Source organism: Lichenibacterium ramalinae (assembly GCF_004137085.1).
GTDB classification, from domain to species: Bacteria; Pseudomonadota; Alphaproteobacteria; order Rhizobiales; family Beijerinckiaceae; genus Lichenihabitans; species Lichenihabitans ramalinae.
Genome location: NZ_QYBC01000013.1, coordinates 160494 through 176229, shown reverse-complemented (window position 1 = coordinate 176229; position 15736 = coordinate 160494). Strand labels below are relative to the sequence as shown.

Below are 15736 nucleotides of genomic sequence, written 5' to 3'. Positions count from 1 at the left end.
ACCACGGACGGGGGGAACACCATGGTGCCGACGAGAACGATGGCCGTTGCCGTGCTGGCCGCGGCGGCCTTGACCGGGGTGGCACGGGCCGCCGACGCCCCTCCGCTGTCGGTTCCCGCCAAGGTCCTGGCGGTCCCGACGGCCGACATCAGCCCGCAGATGCAGGCCTTCATCGCCAAGCCGTTGAACCCCGATTGGAATTTTCACCCCAAGACCGGCGCGGAATGGCGCGCCATGGCGGAGAAGATCGCCGCCGGCGTGGTGCCCGGTCTGCCGGCGATGCGCGAGCGCCTGCACGTGAAGTCCGAGCCCGGCACGATCGCGGGCGTCAAGGTGACGGTGGTGACGCCCGACACCATCCCGCCCGCCAACGCCGACAAGGTGGTGATCCACGTGCACGGGGGATGCTACGTCTACTTCCCGGGCGAGTCCGGCACGACGGAAGCCCTGATGATGGCGGGCTTCGGCGGCTACAAGGTGATCGCCGTGGACTACCGCATGCCGCCCGACGCCTATTTCCCGGCGGCGCTCGACGACGCCATGGCGGTCTACCGGGACACGATCAAGACGACCTCGCCGCGCAACGTCGCCATCGAGGGCACCTCGGCGGGCGGCGCGCTGGTGCTGGAGATGGTCGCCAAGGCCAAGCAGGACGGCCTGCCGATGCCGGGGGCGATCGCCCCGGGTACGCCGATGGCCGACGTGACCAAGACCGGCGACAGCTTCTACACCAACGAATTCGTCGACAACGTGCTGGTGTCGCCGAGCGGCTTCTGCGACGACGCCGCGGCCTTCTACGCCCACGGCCACGACATGAGGGACCCGCTCCTGTCGCCCGTCTACGCCGACATGACCGGCTTCCCGCCCGCCATCCTGACGACCGGCACGCGCGACCAGCTGCTCAGCAACACGGTACGGGTCCACCGCAAGCTCAGGCGGGCCGGCGTCGAGGCGGACCTCAACGTCTACGAGGGCGAGTCCCACGCCCAGTACCAGTTCGACGACCGCGTCCCGGAGACGCGCGAAGCCTTCACCGAGATCGCCGCCTTCTTCGGCCGGCACCTCGGGCGGTGACCCGGGGGGGCCGGCGCCACATCGTGGCCCGGCCTCCTACGCCATCACCTCCAGCGCCATCGCCGTGGCCTCTCCGCCCCCGATGCACAGCGCCGCCATGCCGCGCACGAGCCCCCGGCGGCGCAGCGCGTGGAGCAGCGTGACCAGGATGCGGGCGCCCGAGGCGCCGATCGGGTGGCCGAGCGCGCAGGCGCCGCCGTGGACGTTGACGCGTTCGTGCGGCAGGTCCAGCGCCCGCATGGCGGCCAGCGCCACGACCGCGAAGGCCTCGTTGATCTCGAAGAGGTCGACGTCGCCGAGCGCCCAGCCGGTCCGCTCCGACAGGCGCTTCAGCGCGCCGACCGGCGCGGTGGGAAACAGCGCGGGTTCGTGGGCGAAGGAGGCGTGGCCGACGATGGCGGCGAGGGGCCGCAGCCCGTGCCGCTCGGCGCTGGAACGCCGCATCAGCACCAGCGCCGCCGCCCCGTCCGAGATCGACGAGGCATTGGCGGCCGTCACGGTGCCGCCCTCGCGGAAGGCGGGCTTCAGCGCCGGGATCCGTTCCGGGTCGGCCCGGCCGGGCCCCTCGTCCTCCGAAACCTGCCGCTCGGCCCGCCCGGCCTTGACGGCGACGGGCACGATCTCGTCGGCGAAGGCGCCCTCGGCCTGGGCGGCGCGGGCCCGGCGCAGCGATTCCAGCGCATAGGCGTCCTGGTCGGCGCGGGAGATCGCCAGCGTGCCGGCGCAGTCCTCGGCGAAGCTCCCCATCAGGCGCCCGCGGTCGTAGGCGTCCTCCAGCCCGTCGAGGAACATGTGGTCCAGCACCCGGCCGTGGCCCATGCGGTAGCCGGCGCGGGCGCGGTCGAGCAGGTAGGGGGCGTTGGACATGCTCTCGGTGCCGCCCGCCACCACGGCCTCGGCGCTGCCCGCCACCAGCAGGTCGTGGCCCAGCATGGTGGCCTTCATGCCCGAGCCGCACATCTTGTTGACGGTGGTGCAGGCGGCGGCGAGCGGCAGGCCGGCCCCGAGCGCCGCCTGCCGGGCCGGGGCCTGGCCGAGCCCGGCCGGCAGCACGCAGCCCATCAGCACCTCGTCGACCGCCGCGGGCGCCATCCCGGCGCGCGCCACCGCGGCCCGGATGGCGGCGGCACCGAGCTCCGGTGCCGTGGCGGCGGCGAGCCCGCCCTGGAAGGCCCCCAGGGGGGTGCGGGCCGCGCCCACGATGACGACCGGGTCTGCCATGCCGGGATCTCCCTATTTCGGCGCCATGCGGAGCGCGCCGTCGAGCCGGATGGTTTCGCCGTTCAGCATGGTGTTGCCGATGACGTGCAGCACCAGCGCGGCAAATTCCTGCGGCCGCCCGAGCCGCGGCGGGAAGGGCACGCCCTGGCCGAGGGACTCGCGCACGGCCTCCGGCATGGCGGCCAGCATGGGCGTCTCGAAAATGCCGGGCGCGACCGCGACGACGCGGATGCCGTGGCGGGCGAGGTCCCGCGCCGCCGGCAGCGTCAGGGCCGCGACGCCGCCCTTCGAGGCCGCATAGGCGGCCTGGCCGATCTGCCCGTCGAAGGCCGCCACCGAGGCGGTGTTGACGATCACGCCGCGCTCGCCCTCCGCCTCCGGCGCGTTGCGCGCCATGGCGGCGGCGGCGAGGCGCAGGGCGTTGAAGGTGCCGACGAGGTTGATCGAGACCGTGCGGGCGAAAGCGTCGAGTTCGTGCGGCCCGTCCCGCCCGAGGATGCGCTCGGCCGGCGCCACGCCGGCGCAGTTGACGAGGCCGTGCAGAGCGCCGAACTCCGCGACGGCGAGGTCGACCGCCGCCGCGACCTCGGCCGCGTCGGTGACGTCGGCCGCGGCGAACCGGGCCGCGGGACCGATCCCGGCCGCCAGCGCCGCCCCGGCCTCGCGCGCCCGGTCGACCAGCACGACGCGGCCGCCGGCCTCCGCGATCGCCCGCGCCGTCGCGGCGCCGAGCCCGGAGCCGGCTCCCGTGACCATGAAGACGCGCTTGGTGCCGTCCGGGTCGTGCATTAGCATGGTAGACCGACGTCCTGTTTTCTAGAAAGACATCATCGATGGGCCTGAACGTCAAGGATCCCGAAGCGCACCGCTTGGCCCAGGCCATCGCCCGCGCCACCGGCGAGAGCATGACCCGCGTGGTCGTCGAAGCGCTGCGCGAGCGCCATGCGGAGATCGAGCGGCGCAAGGGGCGGGCCAGCGTCGAGGACCTGCTGGCGATCGCCGACCGGGCTGCCGCGCTCGTGAAGCGCCCTCCTGTCGATCATGCCGACCTGCTCTACGACGCCCAGGGTCTGCCACGGTGATCGTCGACACCTCGGCGCTGGTCGCGATCCTGTACCGAGAGCCCGAGGCGGCTGACTTCGCGCGGCGCATCCACGCCGCCGCGGTGTGCCGCATCAGCGTCGCCACCTATGTCGAGCTGTCGATGGTGATCGAGAGCCAACTCGGCCCCGAGGGGATGCGGCAGGCCGAAGCCTTCATTCAGCGCGCCGGGCTCGTCATCGAACCGGTGACCGTCGAACACGGCCAACTGGCGCGCCAGGCCTTCCTGGATTTCGGCAAGGGTCGGCACAGGGCCGGTCTGAACTTCGGCGACTGTTTCGCCTACGCCTTGGCGAAGTCCAGGGGCGAGCCGCTGCTGTTCAAGGGCAACGACTTCGGCGAGACGGACATCCAGGGCGGGTGAGGCGCGCGTGCGGCCGTTCTCGACCCCCGCGCCTCATCGCTCCGCCAGGATCGACCGCGCCACGATCATCCGCATGATCTCGTTGGTGCCCTCGAGGATGCGGTGCACCCTGAGGTCCCGGACGATCTTCTCGACGCCGTAGTCGCTGAGGTAGCCGTAGCCGCCGTGGAGCTGCAGCGCCTCGTCGGCGACGCGCGAGCCCGCGTCGGTGACGAAGCGCTTGGCCATGGCGCAGAGGCGCGTGGCGTCGGGAGCGCCAACGTCGAGCGCCCGGGCGGCGCGGTGGAGCAGCGCCCGGGAGGCTTCGAGGTCGGTGGCCATGTCGGCCAGGCGGAACTGCAGCGCCTGGTAGGCGTCGAGGCGCTTCCCGAAGGTTTGCCGCTCCGCCATGTAGGCCAGCGCCTTGTCGAAGGCCGCCTGGGCGCCGCCGAGCGAACAGGCCGCGATGTTGAGGCGCCCGCCGTCGAGGCCCCGCATGGCGTAGCGGAAGCCCTCGCCCTCGGGGCCGAGGCGGTTCGACACCGGCACGCGGCAGTTTTCGAACATCACCGCCCGCGTCGGCTGGGCGTTCCAGCCCATCTTGCGCTCGTCGGCGCCGAAGGACAGGCCGGGCGTGCCGCCCTCGACCACGATGGCCGAGATGCCGGACGGGCCCTCGCCGCCGGTCCGCGCCATCACGACGTAGAAATCGTCCGGGTTGCCCGCCCCCGAGATGAACTGCTTCTGGCCGTCGAGCACGTAATGGTCGCCGTCCCGCACCGCGCGGGTGCGCAGCGCCGCGGCATCCGAGCCCGAGCCCGGCTCGGTCAGGCAGTAGGAGGCGAGCCGGTCCATGCGGCACAGCATCGGCAGCCAGCGCCGGCGCTGGTCCGAGTCGCCGAACGTGTCGATCATCCAGGCGCACATGTTGTGGATGGAGATGAAGGCCGCGACCGTCGGGCAGCCCTGCGCCAGCGCCTCGAACACCACGGCGGCCTGGAGCCGCGTCAGCCCGGAGCCGCCGACGTCCTCCGCCACGTAGAGCCCCGCCATGCCGAGCGCCGCCGACGCCCGGATCACGTCGACGGGGAAGTGCTTGTCGCGGTCCCAGTCGAGGGCGTGGGGCGCGATGCGCTCCCGCGCGAAGGCCAGCGCCATGGCGCGGATGTCGCCCTCGTCGTCGTCCGCCATGGCGCCCCTCCCCGGATCAGGCCTCGGCCGCGTCGGCCGGGCTCTTGAGCTGCAGCCCGGTGCGGCGGCAGCTGGCGACGAGGTCGCCGTGCTGGTTATACGCACGGTGGACGAAGGTGACGATCCCGGCGTTGGGCCGGGACCTGCTCTCGCGCAGCTCCGCCACCTCGGTCTCCACCCGCACCGTGTCGCCGTGGAACAGCGGCTTCGGAAAGCGGACCTCGTCCCAGCCGAGGTTGGCGATGGCGGTGCCGAGCGTCGTGTCGCCCACCGAGATGCCCACCATCAGGGCGAGCGTGAAGGCGCTGTTGACGATGCGCCGGCCGAATTCGGTCTGTTCCCGGCAATAGTCCTCGTCGAGGTGCAGCAGTGACGGGTTGTGGGTGATGGCGCTGAACCAGACATTGTCGGTCTCCGTCACGGTTCGCCGCAACACGTGGCGGAACAGCTGGCCGACGGACAGCTGGTCGAAATAGAGCCCCGGCATCGCGCGTCCTCCTGCGCTTCCCGCGCCCGCCGATCCCGTCTTGGCGGGAGGCGGCGAAGCGCTTTAGGGTAGTGTGCCTGCGACGGCGGTCGGTCGGCAACAGAGCGGGCCAGACAACCCGCCGCAGGCGGGGGGATGCGACGATGGTCCAGGGCTCCAACAGCTGCGGCTCCAACAGCCGCGCGACGCTCGACTTCGACCTCGGCGACGATGCCGACATGATCCGCGACCAGGTGCGCAGCTTCGCCGAACACGAGATCGCCCCGCGCGCCGCCGCCATCGACCGCGACAACGCCTTCCCGCCGGACCTTTGGGCCAAGATGGGCGACCTCGGCGTGCTCGGCGTCACGGTCGACGAGCGCTATGGCGGGGCGGGCCTCGGCTACCTCGAGCACGTGGTCGCCATGGAGGAGATTTCCCGCGCCTCGGCCTCGGTCGGCCTGAGCTACGGCGCCCATTCCAACCTTTGCGTCAACCAGATCCACCGCAACGGCAACGACGACCAGAAGGAGCGCTATCTCGGGCGGCTCGTGTCGGGCGACCACGTCGGCGCCCTGGCCATGAGCGAGCCGGGGGCGGGGTCCGACGTCGTCTCGATGCGGACCCGGGCCGAGCGGCGCGGCGACCGCTACGTCATCAACGGCTCCAAGATGTGGATCACCAACGGCCCCGATGCCGACGTGCTGGTGGTCTATGCCAAGACCGAGCCCGAGGCCGGGTCCCGCGGCATCACGGCCTTTCTGGTGGAGCGCGGTTTCGCCGGCTTCTCCACCGCGCCCAAGCTCGACAAGCTCGGCATGCGGGGCTCCAACACCTGCGAACTCGTCTTCGTCGATTGCGAGGTGCCGGCCGAGAACGTGCTCGGCGAGGTCGGCCGCGGCGTCAACGTGCTCATGTCGGGGCTCGACTACGAGCGTGCCGTGCTGGCCGCCGGCCCGCTCGGCATCATGCAGGCCTGCATGGACGCCGTGCTGCCCTACGTGCACGAGCGCCGGCAGTTCGGCCGGGCCATCGGCGAGTTCCAGCTCATGCAGGCCAAGCTCGCCGACATGCACACGACGATGAACGCCGCCAAGGCCTACGTCTATGCCGTGGCCAAGGCCTGCGACCGCGGCCGCACGACCCGCAAGGACGCGGCCGGGGCCATCCTCTACGCGGCCGAGAGGGCGACCTGGATGGCGCTGGAGGCGATCCAGTGCCTCGGCGGCAACGGCTACACCTCCGACTATCCGACCGGGCGCCTGCTCCGCGACGCCAAGCTCTACGAGATCGGCGCCGGCACGAGCGAGATCCGGCGCATGCTGATCGGCCGCGAATTGTTCGACGAGACGGCCTGACGATGACGATGCTGGCCAGCGCCCTCGACCCGCGGTCGGCCGCCTTTCGCGACAATGCCGAGCACATGGCGGGCCTCGTCGCGGAGCTGCGCGCCACGGCGGCGCGCATCCGCGAGGGCGGCGGGGAGGCGGCCCGGGCCCGCCACATCGCCCGCGGCAAGCTGCTGCCGCGGGACCGGGTGGAGGCGCTGCTCGACCCCGGCGCGCCCTTCCTCGAGATCGGCCGGCTCGCCGCCCACGGCCTCTACGGCGGCGAGGTGCCGGCCGCCGGCCTCGTGGCCGGCATCGGCCGCGTCATGGGCCGCGAATGCATGGTGGTGGCCAACGACGCCACCGTGAAGGGCGGGACCTACTTCCCCGTCACGGTGAAGAAGCACCTGCGCGCCCAGGAGATCGCGCAGGAGAACCGCCTGCCATGCCTCTACCTGGTGGATTCGGGCGGCGCCAACCTGCCCAACCAGGACGAGGTCTTCCCCGACCGCGAGCATTTCGGCCGCATCTTCTTCAACCAGGCGCGCATGTCGGCCGCCGGCATCCCCCAGGTCGCCGTCGTCATGGGGTCCTGCACGGCCGGGGGCGCCTACGTGCCGGCCATGGCGGACGAGAGCGTCATCGTGCGCCACCAGGGCACGATCTTCCTCGGCGGCCCGCCCCTGGTGAAGGCCGCCACCGGCGAAATCGTCACCGCCGAGGACCTCGGCGGCGGCGACCTCCACGCCCGCACCTCCGGCGTCGTCGACCACCTCGCCGAAAGCGACGCCCACGCGCTCGGCATCGCCCGGCGCATCGTCGGCACGTTCAACGCGCCCAAGCGCGTGGCGCTCGACCTCGCGCCCCCGCGCGACCCGCTGGTCGACCCCGCGGGGCTCGGCGGCGTCGTGCCGCGCGACCCCCGCGAGCCCTACGACGCGCGCGAGATCATCGCGCGGCTCGTCGACGGCTCGGAGTTCGACGAGTTCAAGCGGCTGCACGGGCCCACCCTCGTGACCGGCTTCGCCCGCATCTGGGGCATGCCGGTCGGCATCGTCGCCAACAACGGCATCCTGTTCGGCGACAGCGCCCGCAAGGGCGCCCATTTCGTCGAGCTCTGCGCCCAGCGCGGCGTGCCGCTCGTGTTCCTGCAGAACATCACGGGCTTCATGGTGGGGCGCCGGTACGAGGCCGGCGGCATCGCGCGCGACGGCGCCAAGATGGTGACGGCGGTGGCGACGGCGGCGGTGCCGAAGCTCACCGTCATCGTCGGCGGGTCCTTCGGGGCCGGGAACTACGGCATGTGCGGCCGGGCCTACTCGCCCCGCTTCCTGTGGATGTGGCCCAATGCCCGCATCTCCGTCATGGGCGGCACCCAGGCCGCCAGCGTGCTCGCGGAGGTGAAGCGCGACGGCATCGAGGCCCGGGGCGGCACCTGGTCGGCCGAGGACGAGGCCGCCTTCCGGGCACCGGTCGAGGCGCAGTACGAGGCCCAGGGCCACCCCTTTTACGCCTCGTCCCGCCTGTGGGACGACGGCATCATCGCGCCCGAGGACACCCGCGTGACCCTGGCGCTGTCGCTGTCGGCCGCCCTCAACGCGCCGCCCGAGCCGACGCGCTTCGGCCTGTTCCGGATGTGACGATGATCCGCTCCATCCTCATCGCCAACCGCGGCGAGATCGCCTGCCGCATCATCGGCACGGCGCGGCGCCTCGGCATCCGCACCGTCGCGGTCTTCTCGGAGGCGGACCGGGACGCGCTCCACGTCGCGCTGGCCGATGCCGCCGAATGCATCGGCCCGGCACCGGCGCGCGACAGCTACCTCGATGCCGGCGCGGTCGTGGCGGCGGCGGTCCGCGCCGGGGCCGACGCCGTCCATCCCGGCTACGGGTTCCTGTCGGAGAATGCCGATTTCGCCGAGGCCTGCAGGGCGGCCGGCCTCGTCTTCATCGGCCCGCCGCCCGCCGCCATCCGCGCCATGGGGTCCAAGGCGGCCGCCAAGACGCTGATGGAGCGCGCCGGCGTGCCGCTGGTGCCGGGCTACCACGGCCTCGACCAGGACGCGGATCTGCTGGCCGACGAGGCGGGGCGCATCGGCTATCCGGTGCTGATCAAGGCGTCGGCGGGCGGCGGCGGCAAGGGCATGCGCATCGTCGAGGCCGCGGCGGACTTCCCCGAAGCTTTGGCCTCCGCCCGCGGCGAGGCCCGGGCCGCCTTCGGGGACGACGGCGTGCTGGTGGAGCGCTACCTCCGGCGCCCGCGCCACATCGAGGTCCAGGTCTTCGCCGACCGCGCCGGGGAGGTCGTCCACCTCTTCGAGCGGGACTGCTCGATCCAGCGGCGCCACCAGAAGATCGTCGAGGAGGCGCCGGCGCCCGAGCTTTCGCCGGAGCGCCGCGCCGCCATGGGGCGGGCCGCCTGCGACGCCGCCCGCGCGGTCGGCTACGAGGGCGCCGGGACGGTGGAGTTCATCGTCGAGGACGAGGCCTTCTTCTTCATGGAGATGAACACGCGCCTGCAGGTCGAGCATCCCGTGACCGAGATGATCACCGGTCAGGACCTCGTGGCCTGGCAGATCCGCGTCGCCGAGGGCGCCGGGCTGCCGCTGCGCCAGGAGCAGATCGCGATCCGCGGCCATGCCGTCGAGGTCCGCCTCTATGCCGAGGACCCCTGGCGGGACCACCGCCCGGGCACGGGCCGGCTGCTGCACCTGCGCTGGCCGGAGCCGGGCGAGGACCTGCGCGTCGAGACGGGCGTGCGCCAGGGCGACGCCGTCACGGTCCATTACGACCCCATGCTGGCCAAGCTCGTCGCCTGGGGGCCGACCCGCCCCGAAGCGCTGCGCCGCCTCGCCGGCGCGCTGCGGGACTGCGAGGTGGCGGGCATCGCCAGCAACCTGCCGCTGCTCCGCGCCATCGTCGACCACCCGGCCTTCGCCGCCGCGGACGTCGACACCGGGTTCCTGGGCCGGTTCCCCGACCTCCTGGCGCCGCCGCCCGTCGCCCCTCCGCGGCACGTCCTGGCCGCCGCCGTCGCGGCCGTGCTGGAGGATCGCGCCGCCGAGGCCGCGCGCCGGGATCCCTGGTCGCCCTGGGCGGGCTCGGGCGCCTGGCGCCTCGACGGCGCCGGCCGCCATGCCGTGACGCTGCGATACGGCGACGTCACCCTGGCGATGGAGGCCACGCCCGGGCCGGGCGGCGGCTTCACGCTCGACCTGGCGGAAGGCGCCGTGGCGGTCGCGCCCGCCGGGGCAGGGGCACTGACGGTGGACGGGGCCCGCTTGCGCCTGCCGGTGGTGCGCGACGGCGACGCCCTCTGGGTCGTGGCCGAGGACAGGGCGTGGCGCCTCGACCGCGTCGATCCGCTGGCGCCGCCGGCGGCGGTGGGGGAGGGCGGCGAGGGCCTCGTCGCGCCGATGCCCGGGCGGATCGTCGCCGTGGACTGCGCGCCGGGCGACGCCGTGCACCGCGGGCAGGTGCTGGTGGTGCTGGAAGCCATGAAGGTGCAGATGCGCCTCGCCGCACCCCGCGACGGGACGGTGGCGGCGGTGCGGGTCGCCGCCGGAGAGCTCGTCGAGGAGGGCGCCGACCTGGTGGGCTTCGCGCCAGCGCGGTGACGCGCCAGCGCGGTGACGCGCCAGCGCGGTGACGCGCCAGCGCGGTGACGCGCCAGCGCGGTGACGCGCCAGGTCAGAAGCCGGCGCGGGCCGGGGCGGGCGGGCGTTCGCCCGGTCCGCCGTCGAAGACGCCGCGCAGCGCCAGGACCGAGATGTCGCCCGGCACGGCGGCGGAGCGAAACGCGGCCGTATCGGTCAGGAAGCCCGCCGCCACCACGACCGGCACGAAGGCCAGCGCCGCCAGGATCGCCACGCTGACGGGGCTGCGCGACGACCGCTCGGCGAGGGCATCCTCCGTCGGTCGCTCGGTGCGCGGCATGTCGATCCCCGTGGCTGTGCGCGGGGTGGCCGCGACGCTGGGGAAGCCTGGACCCTGCAGCCTTAACGGGTCCTGTGCCGGATGTCCCGCGGCGGCCGACTCTGCGGACGTGCTGAACGGCGCCTTGACGCGGACGTGAAAAAGCCCGGGATCGCTCCCGGGCCTCGGTCGTCTGGGGCGATCCGGCGGGTTCCGACCGTCCCGATCTAGTTGTCGAGGAAGCTCCTGAGCTTGCGCGACCGCGACGGGTGCTTGAGCTTGCGCAACGCCTTGGCTTCGATCTGGCGGATGCGCTCGCGCGTCACCGAGAACTGCTGGCCGACCTCCTCGAGCGTGTGGTCGGTGTTCATGCCGATGCCGAAGCGCATGCGCAGCACCCGCTCCTCGCGCGGGGTGAGCGAGGCCAGCACGCGGGTCGTGGTCTCGCGCAGGTTGGACTGGATCGCGGCATCGATCGGCAGGATCGCGTTCTTGTCCTCGATGAAGTCGCCGAGGTGGGTGTCCTCCTCGTCGCCGACCGGGGTCTCGAGCGAGATGGGCTCCTTGGCGATCTTCAGGACCTTGCGGACCTTCTCGAGCGGCATGGCGAGCTTCTCGGCCAGCTCCTCCGGGGTCGGCTCGCGGCCGATCTCGTGCAGCATCTGGCGCGACGTGCGCACGATCTTGTTGATCGTCTCGATCATGTGGACCGGGATGCGGATGGTGCGCGCCTGGTCGGCGATCGAGCGCGTGATGGCCTGCCGGATCCACCAGGTCGCGTAGGTCGAGAACTTGTAGCCGCGGCGGTACTCGAACTTGTCGACGGCCTTCATCAGGCCGATGTTGCCCTCCTGGATGAGGTCCAGGAACTGCAGGCCGCGGTTCGTGTACTTCTTGGCGATGGAGATGACGAGGCGCAGGTTCGCCTCCACCATCTCCTTCTTGGCCTGCCGGGCCTCGCGCTCGCCCTTCTGGACGATGTGGACGATCTTGCGGAACTCGGTGATCTCGAGGCCCGTCTCGGTGGACAGCGTGTGGATGTCGCCGCGCAGGGCGTGGATGCCGTCCTTCTCGCGGGCGACGAAGTCCTTCCAGCCGCGGCTGCCGAGCTTCGACACGCGCAGCACCCACTTCGGATCGAGCTCCGAATTCTGGTAGTTGCGCAGGAAGTCCTCGCGCCCGACGCCGCAGCTTTCCGCCAGGCGCAGCAGCTTGAGCTCGGTGCCGATGAGCTTCTTGTTGATGTCGTAGAGCTGCTCTACCAGGGCGTCGATGCGGTTCTGGTTGAGCGACAGGGACTTCACGTCGGCCACGACGGCCTTCTTGAGGTCCTTGTACTTGCGTTCCTGGGCCGGCGAGAGCGTCTCGCCGCCGAGGCGGTTCTCGACGTTCTGGTCCTGGAGGCGGCGCAGCTTCTTGTAGGCGTCGGCGATGCGGTCGAAGGTTTCGAGCACCTTCGGCTTCAGCTCCGTCTCCATGGCGGACAGCGACACGGAGTTCTCCATGTCGTCGTCGTCCTCGAAGGCTTCCTCGGGGATCGGCACCTCGCCGCCGATGCCGGGCGGCGGGTTGCGGGGTGCGGTGGCGGGCGCCGCCGCGGCGGCGCGGGCCGCCAGCGCCTCCTGAGCGCCCGGAGCCGTCATGTCGATCTTGGGCGTGTTCTTGCCGTCGGGGCCCGCGTAGGTGGCCTCGAGATCGATGATTTCGCGCAGCAGGACCTTGGCGTCGTTGAGTTCGTCGCGCCAGATGATGATGGCCTGGAAGGTCAGCGGGCTCTCGCAGAGGCCCGCGATCATGGCCTCGCGGCCGGCCTCGATCCGCTTGGCGATGGCGATCTCGCCCTCGCGCGACAGCAGTTCCACCGAACCCATCTCGCGCAGGTACATGCGCACGGGATCGTCGGTGCGGTCGGCGGGCTCGGAGGCGCGCGTGGCGACGGCCGTGGCGCGCGGCGCCTCGACGAGATCGCCGCCCTCGGCCTCCTCCTCCTCCTCGGCCTTGTCCTCGGTCTTCTCGGCGCCTTCCTCGGCTTCCTCGCTCTCGACGACGCTGATGCCCATCTCGGACAGCATCGCGTAGATGTCCTCGATCTGGTCGGAGGTCACCTCCTCCGAGGGCAGCACGGCATTGAGTTCGTCATGCGTGACGAAACCACGGCGCTTGGCCGCCTTGATCATGCGCTTGACGGCGGCATCGGACAGGTCGAGCAGGGGACTGTCGGCGACAGGCTCGGCCACGGCGCCCTCGCCTTCGACCTTCTCGTTGTCCTTTTTCGCCATCGTCCGCTCCGACCGGCCGCGTGCCCCGCCGGACGCGCTCGCCTGAAATCCTGTGCTCATGCCCGACCCCGGCCCCGCTGACGTCCCGCCGAGGACCATCGGCCAAGGCTGTAAATTCCGAATTAACCATGACGCAGGAAACGCGCCAGGATCCTCAGTCCCCCGAAGGGTTATGGCCCGACAGGGTTCCATAACCATCGACCATCGCCTCCGTTCCCTCCACCGCCGAAAGGCTGGTCTGGATGTCACGAAGTTCGGCCAAACGCGCCTCCGACGGGTCTCTGGCGAGCGCATCGCGGGCTTCCTGCAAGTCTCTATGTAATTCCCGCGCCCTCCGGTGCAAGGCCATGGCCTGGCGCAAACTCAGTTCGGCGTCCTCGATGGCGGCGGAAGGGTCGGTCGACCAGAGCGGCGCGCGGTCAGCGACGGCCTGGACGCGGCGGCGGAGATCGCCCGCGCCGCGGGCGTCGAGCGCCGCCTTGAAGCCCTCGTGGTCGGGCACGTGGTCGTCGAGCAGGCCCACCATCGTGTCGCGCAGCCGTGCCATGTCGGGGTTGTCGAGCGCGAGGTGGGCGAGGTCCTCGGCATACCGGTCGAGCAGCGCCGGGTGGTTCATCACGATGGAGAGGATCTCGACGTCGCGGCGGGCGAAACCGCCGGGACCGGCCTGGGCCGGCAGCGCGAAGCCGGCCCCGAGATGCGCCGGGGCCGAGCCGCGGTAGCCGCGCAGCGGCGGCGGGGCGCCGAAGCGGGGCCGGGCGCCATTGGCCTGGAACGGGGGCCGCTGGGCGCGCGGGCCCGGCCCGGAGGCCGGCCCGCGCCGCGCCGGGCCCGTCAGGGCGTCGAGCCGGCCATAGAGTTCCTGCTGGTAGTAGCGGCGCAGCGTCTCGTCGCCGATCTGCAGGGCGAGGTCGGCGAGCCGGCGCTTCAAACCGGCACGCCGCTCGGGCGTGTCGAGCGGGTGTGCCTCCACCTCGCGGCCCCACAGGACGTCGACGAGGGGCCTGGCGCCGGCCAGCACGGCCGCGATGGCGGTTTCGCCCCCGGATTTCGCGAGGTCGTCCGGGTCCTGGCCATCCGGCAGGAAGGCGAAGCGCAGCGTCTTCTCGGGCGTGATGGCCGGCAGCGCCGTGTCCAGCGCCTTGGCGGCGGCACGGCGCCCGGCCCCGTCGCCGTCGAAGCACAGGATCGGCTCGGGCGACATGCGCCAGAGCAGCTCGCACTGATCGAGGGTCAGCGCCGTGCCGAGGCCCGCCACCACATTGGGGAAGCCGGCCGCCGTCATGGCGATGACGTCGATGTAGCCCTCGACCGAGACGACGGCGCCGCGGTCCTGCGCGGGCTTGCGGGCCCGGTGGTGGTTGTAAAGCAGCTTGCCCTTGTGGAAGAGCGGTGTTTCGGGGGAGTTCAGGTACTTGGCCGGCACGCCGGCTTCGAGCGCCCGGCCGCCGAAGGCGATCACCCGGCCCGACCGGTCCTGGATGGGGAAGATCACCCGGTCGCGGAACTTGTCGTAGGGCACGGCGATCCCCTCGCCGTGGTTGAGCAGGCCCGCCTCCATCATCACCTCGGGCGACGCCCCGCGGCCCGCCAGGTGGTCGCGCAACGCGTAGCGCTCGGCCGGCGCGTAGCCGAGGCGAAACTCGGCCTGGACGGCGGGCGCGATGCCGCGGGACGCGACATAGTCGCGGCCCCGGGCGCCGCCCGAGCCCTTCAGCGTCGCGGTGAAGAACTGCGCCGCCATCTCCAGCACCTCGACGAGGCCGGCACGCTTCTTCTCCCGTTCGACGGAGTCCGGGGTCGCCTTCGGCAGGTCGAGCCCCGCCTCCCCCGCCAGCGCCTCGACGGCCTCGGGGAACGACAGCCCGTCCGTCGCCATGACGAAGTCGAAGATGTTGCCGTTGCGCCCGGACGAGAAGTCGAACCAGGCCATCTTGGCGTCGTTGACGAAGAAGGAGGGCGTCCGCTCGGCGTTGAAGGGCGACAGGCCGCGCCACTCGCGCCCCTCCTTCTTGAGGCGGACGCGCCGGCCCACGACGTCCGACACGTTCACCCGCGTCTTGATCTCCTCGAGGAACTCAGGGGTGAAGCGCATGGGTTCGATATAGCGCCGACACGGTGCCGCAACAATCGGGGCGGCCCGTCGCGGCGCGGCGGACGAACCGCGGGAGCCCCCTCACTCGTCGCCGGCGGGGGGCCGCGCATCCTCCGGGGCGTCGCCCTCCGGCGCCGGGGCCTCGGCGGGTTCGGCCGCCCCATCGCCGAAGCTCGCCCCATCGCCGAAGCCCGCCCCGTCCTGGCGGGGCGTCTCGGGCGCGGCCGGCCGCGGCGTGTAGCGCGCCAGGGCGGCGATCTCGCCGGGGCTGCGCTTCTCGTAGAAGGCGTTGCCGCCCGCCACCAGCACGTAATGCATGTTGTTGTACGGGAACGTGTAGCCGGCGGTGTGGAAGAACAGCGCGTCGGGCCCGAGCGCGGGGTGGCGCTCGCCCGCCAGCACGCGCTCGGCCACCGCCGAGGCGCGGGCGGCGAGCCGCGGCACCATGGGCTTGTCGAGCGCGCCGGGCGCGAACTGGTGGGGCTGGCCGACGACCTCGCAGACGCTCTTGGGGTATTTGGGCGACTGCAGCCGGTTCATCACCGTGGTGCCGACCGCCAGCATGCCGTCCGGGCTCGAGCGGTTCGACTCGAAGTACATGACGCGCGTCATGCAGTCCCGGTCGGTGAGGGCGGTGCCGGCGCAGCCCGCCAGCCAGGGCGCCGCGCCCGCCAGGACCAGACAGGGCCGGAGCGCGGGCAGTCGGGACATGGGCGATACCTCG

At 72.3% G+C, this 15736-nt stretch carries 14 protein-coding genes; 6 read left to right on the top strand and 8 right to left on the bottom strand.

Annotated elements, in window-relative coordinates:
* The first annotated feature begins 39 nt into the window (after positions 1–39).
* A complete protein-coding gene (locus D3272_RS16425; protein WP_245496615.1) occupies positions 40–1074 on the top strand; it encodes an alpha/beta hydrolase in 1035 nt (344 codons plus the stop codon).
* A 36-nt stretch (positions 1075–1110) separates the two neighbouring features.
* On the opposite strand, the gene D3272_RS16420 is transcribed toward D3272_RS16425, so the two are convergent.
* Positions 1111–2295, bottom strand: coding sequence for an acetyl-CoA C-acyltransferase (locus D3272_RS16420; RefSeq protein WP_129220288.1), 1185 nt, complete (start codon positions 2293–2295; stop codon positions 1111–1113).
* A gap of 12 nt (positions 2296–2307) precedes the next feature.
* Positions 2308–3090: an SDR family NAD(P)-dependent oxidoreductase gene (locus D3272_RS16415; RefSeq protein ID WP_207210230.1), complete on the bottom strand. Its 783-nt coding sequence runs from the start codon at positions 3088–3090 to the stop codon at positions 2308–2310.
* A 38-nt stretch (positions 3091–3128) separates the two neighbouring features.
* Between D3272_RS16415 and D3272_RS16410 the strand changes: the two genes are divergently transcribed.
* On the top strand, positions 3129–3377 hold the full coding sequence (locus D3272_RS16410) for a type II toxin-antitoxin system VapB family antitoxin (RefSeq protein ID WP_129220287.1): 249 nt from the start codon (positions 3129–3131) through the stop codon (positions 3375–3377).
* Positions 3374–3760 (top strand): type II toxin-antitoxin system VapC family toxin, encoded by a 387-nt coding sequence (locus tag D3272_RS16405; RefSeq protein ID WP_129220286.1) that lies wholly within the window; start codon positions 3374–3376, stop codon positions 3758–3760. Before D3272_RS16410 ends, D3272_RS16405 begins: the two co-directional genes overlap by 4 nt.
* 33 nt (positions 3761–3793) lie before the next feature.
* Here D3272_RS16405 and D3272_RS16400 read toward each other — a convergent pair whose 3' ends face one another.
* Both D3272_RS16400 and D3272_RS16395 read right to left on the bottom strand, forming a co-directional pair.
* Complete coding sequence (locus D3272_RS16400) at positions 3794–4930, bottom strand: isobutyryl-CoA dehydrogenase (RefSeq protein ID WP_129220285.1); 1137 nt, start codon at positions 4928–4930, stop codon at positions 3794–3796.
* A gap of 16 nt (positions 4931–4946) precedes the next feature.
* The gene (locus D3272_RS16395; protein ID WP_129220284.1) at positions 4947–5417 is read right to left on the bottom strand and encodes a MaoC family dehydratase; all 471 of its coding nucleotides are present in this window, start codon (positions 5415–5417) and stop codon (positions 4947–4949) included.
* A 143-nt stretch (positions 5418–5560) separates the two neighbouring features.
* Between D3272_RS16395 and D3272_RS16390 the strand changes: the two genes are divergently transcribed.
* The 3 genes from D3272_RS16390 to D3272_RS16380 are packed head-to-tail and all read left to right on the top strand — an operon-like array spanning position 5561 to position 10340.
* Complete coding sequence (locus D3272_RS16390) at positions 5561–6754, top strand: isovaleryl-CoA dehydrogenase (RefSeq protein ID WP_129220283.1); 1194 nt, start codon at positions 5561–5563, stop codon at positions 6752–6754.
* 2 nt (positions 6755–6756) lie between these two features.
* Positions 6757–8364 (top strand): carboxyl transferase domain-containing protein, encoded by a 1608-nt coding sequence (locus D3272_RS16385; RefSeq protein WP_129220282.1) that lies wholly within the window; start codon positions 6757–6759, stop codon positions 8362–8364.
* Between the two features lie 2 nt (positions 8365–8366).
* Complete coding sequence (locus tag D3272_RS16380; protein ID WP_129220281.1) at positions 8367–10340, top strand: acetyl/propionyl/methylcrotonyl-CoA carboxylase subunit alpha; 1974 nt, start codon at positions 8367–8369, stop codon at positions 10338–10340.
* Positions 10341–10413: 73 nt separating this feature from the next.
* Here D3272_RS16380 and D3272_RS16375 read toward each other — a convergent pair whose 3' ends face one another.
* The 4 genes from D3272_RS16375 to D3272_RS28325 all read right to left on the bottom strand — a co-directional run bounded on the left by D3272_RS16375 (position 10414) and on the right by D3272_RS28325 (position 15723).
* Positions 10414–10659, bottom strand: a complete 246-nt coding sequence (locus tag D3272_RS16375; RefSeq protein ID WP_129220280.1) for a hypothetical protein — start codon at positions 10657–10659, stop codon at positions 10414–10416.
* A 206-nt stretch (positions 10660–10865) separates the two neighbouring features.
* Positions 10866–12917, bottom strand: coding sequence for an RNA polymerase sigma factor RpoD (gene rpoD, locus D3272_RS16370; RefSeq protein ID WP_129220279.1), 2052 nt, complete (start codon positions 12915–12917; stop codon positions 10866–10868).
* A 154-nt stretch (positions 12918–13071) separates the two neighbouring features.
* Positions 13072–15012, bottom strand: a complete 1941-nt coding sequence (dnaG, locus tag D3272_RS16365; protein ID WP_129220278.1) for a DNA primase — start codon at positions 15010–15012, stop codon at positions 13072–13074.
* Positions 15013–15093: 81 nt separating this feature from the next.
* A complete protein-coding gene (locus D3272_RS28325) occupies positions 15094–15723 on the bottom strand; it encodes a cell wall hydrolase (protein WP_129220277.1) in 630 nt (209 codons plus the stop codon).
* Positions 15724–15736: the final 13 nt, after the last annotated feature.

Bases quoted from the DNA above. Each gene is read 5' to 3' on its own strand.
- D3272_RS16395 (WP_129220284.1), bottom strand. From the start codon at position 5,417: ATGCCGGGGCTCTATTTCGACCAGCTGTCCGTCGGCCAGCTGTTCCGC.
- D3272_RS16425 (WP_245496615.1), top strand. From the start codon at position 40: ATGGCCGTTGCCGTGCTGGCCGCGGCGGCCTTGACCGGGGTGGCACGG.
- rpoD (WP_129220279.1), bottom strand. From the start codon at position 12,917: ATGGCGAAAAAGGACAACGAGAAGGTCGAAGGCGAGGGCGCCGTGGCC.
- D3272_RS16420 (WP_129220288.1), bottom strand. From the start codon at position 2,295: ATGGCAGACCCGGTCGTCATCGTGGGCGCGGCCCGCACCCCCCTGGGG.
- D3272_RS28325 (WP_129220277.1), bottom strand. From the start codon at position 15,723: ATGTCCCGACTGCCCGCGCTCCGGCCCTGTCTGGTCCTGGCGGGCGCG.
- D3272_RS16415 (WP_207210230.1), bottom strand. From the start codon at position 3,090: ATGCTAATGCACGACCCGGACGGCACCAAGCGCGTCTTCATGGTCACG.
- D3272_RS16400 (WP_129220285.1), bottom strand. From the start codon at position 4,930: ATGGCGGACGACGACGAGGGCGACATCCGCGCCATGGCGCTGGCCTTC.
- D3272_RS16390 (WP_129220283.1), top strand. From the start codon at position 5,561: ATGGTCCAGGGCTCCAACAGCTGCGGCTCCAACAGCCGCGCGACGCTC.
- D3272_RS16375 (WP_129220280.1), bottom strand. From the start codon at position 10,659: ATGCCGCGCACCGAGCGACCGACGGAGGATGCCCTCGCCGAGCGGTCG.
- D3272_RS16385 (WP_129220282.1), top strand. From the start codon at position 6,757: ATGACGATGCTGGCCAGCGCCCTCGACCCGCGGTCGGCCGCCTTTCGC.
- D3272_RS16380 (WP_129220281.1), top strand. From the start codon at position 8,367: ATGATCCGCTCCATCCTCATCGCCAACCGCGGCGAGATCGCCTGCCGC.
- dnaG (WP_129220278.1), bottom strand. From the start codon at position 15,012: ATGCGCTTCACCCCTGAGTTCCTCGAGGAGATCAAGACGCGGGTGAAC.
- D3272_RS16410 (WP_129220287.1), top strand. From the start codon at position 3,129: ATGGGCCTGAACGTCAAGGATCCCGAAGCGCACCGCTTGGCCCAGGCC.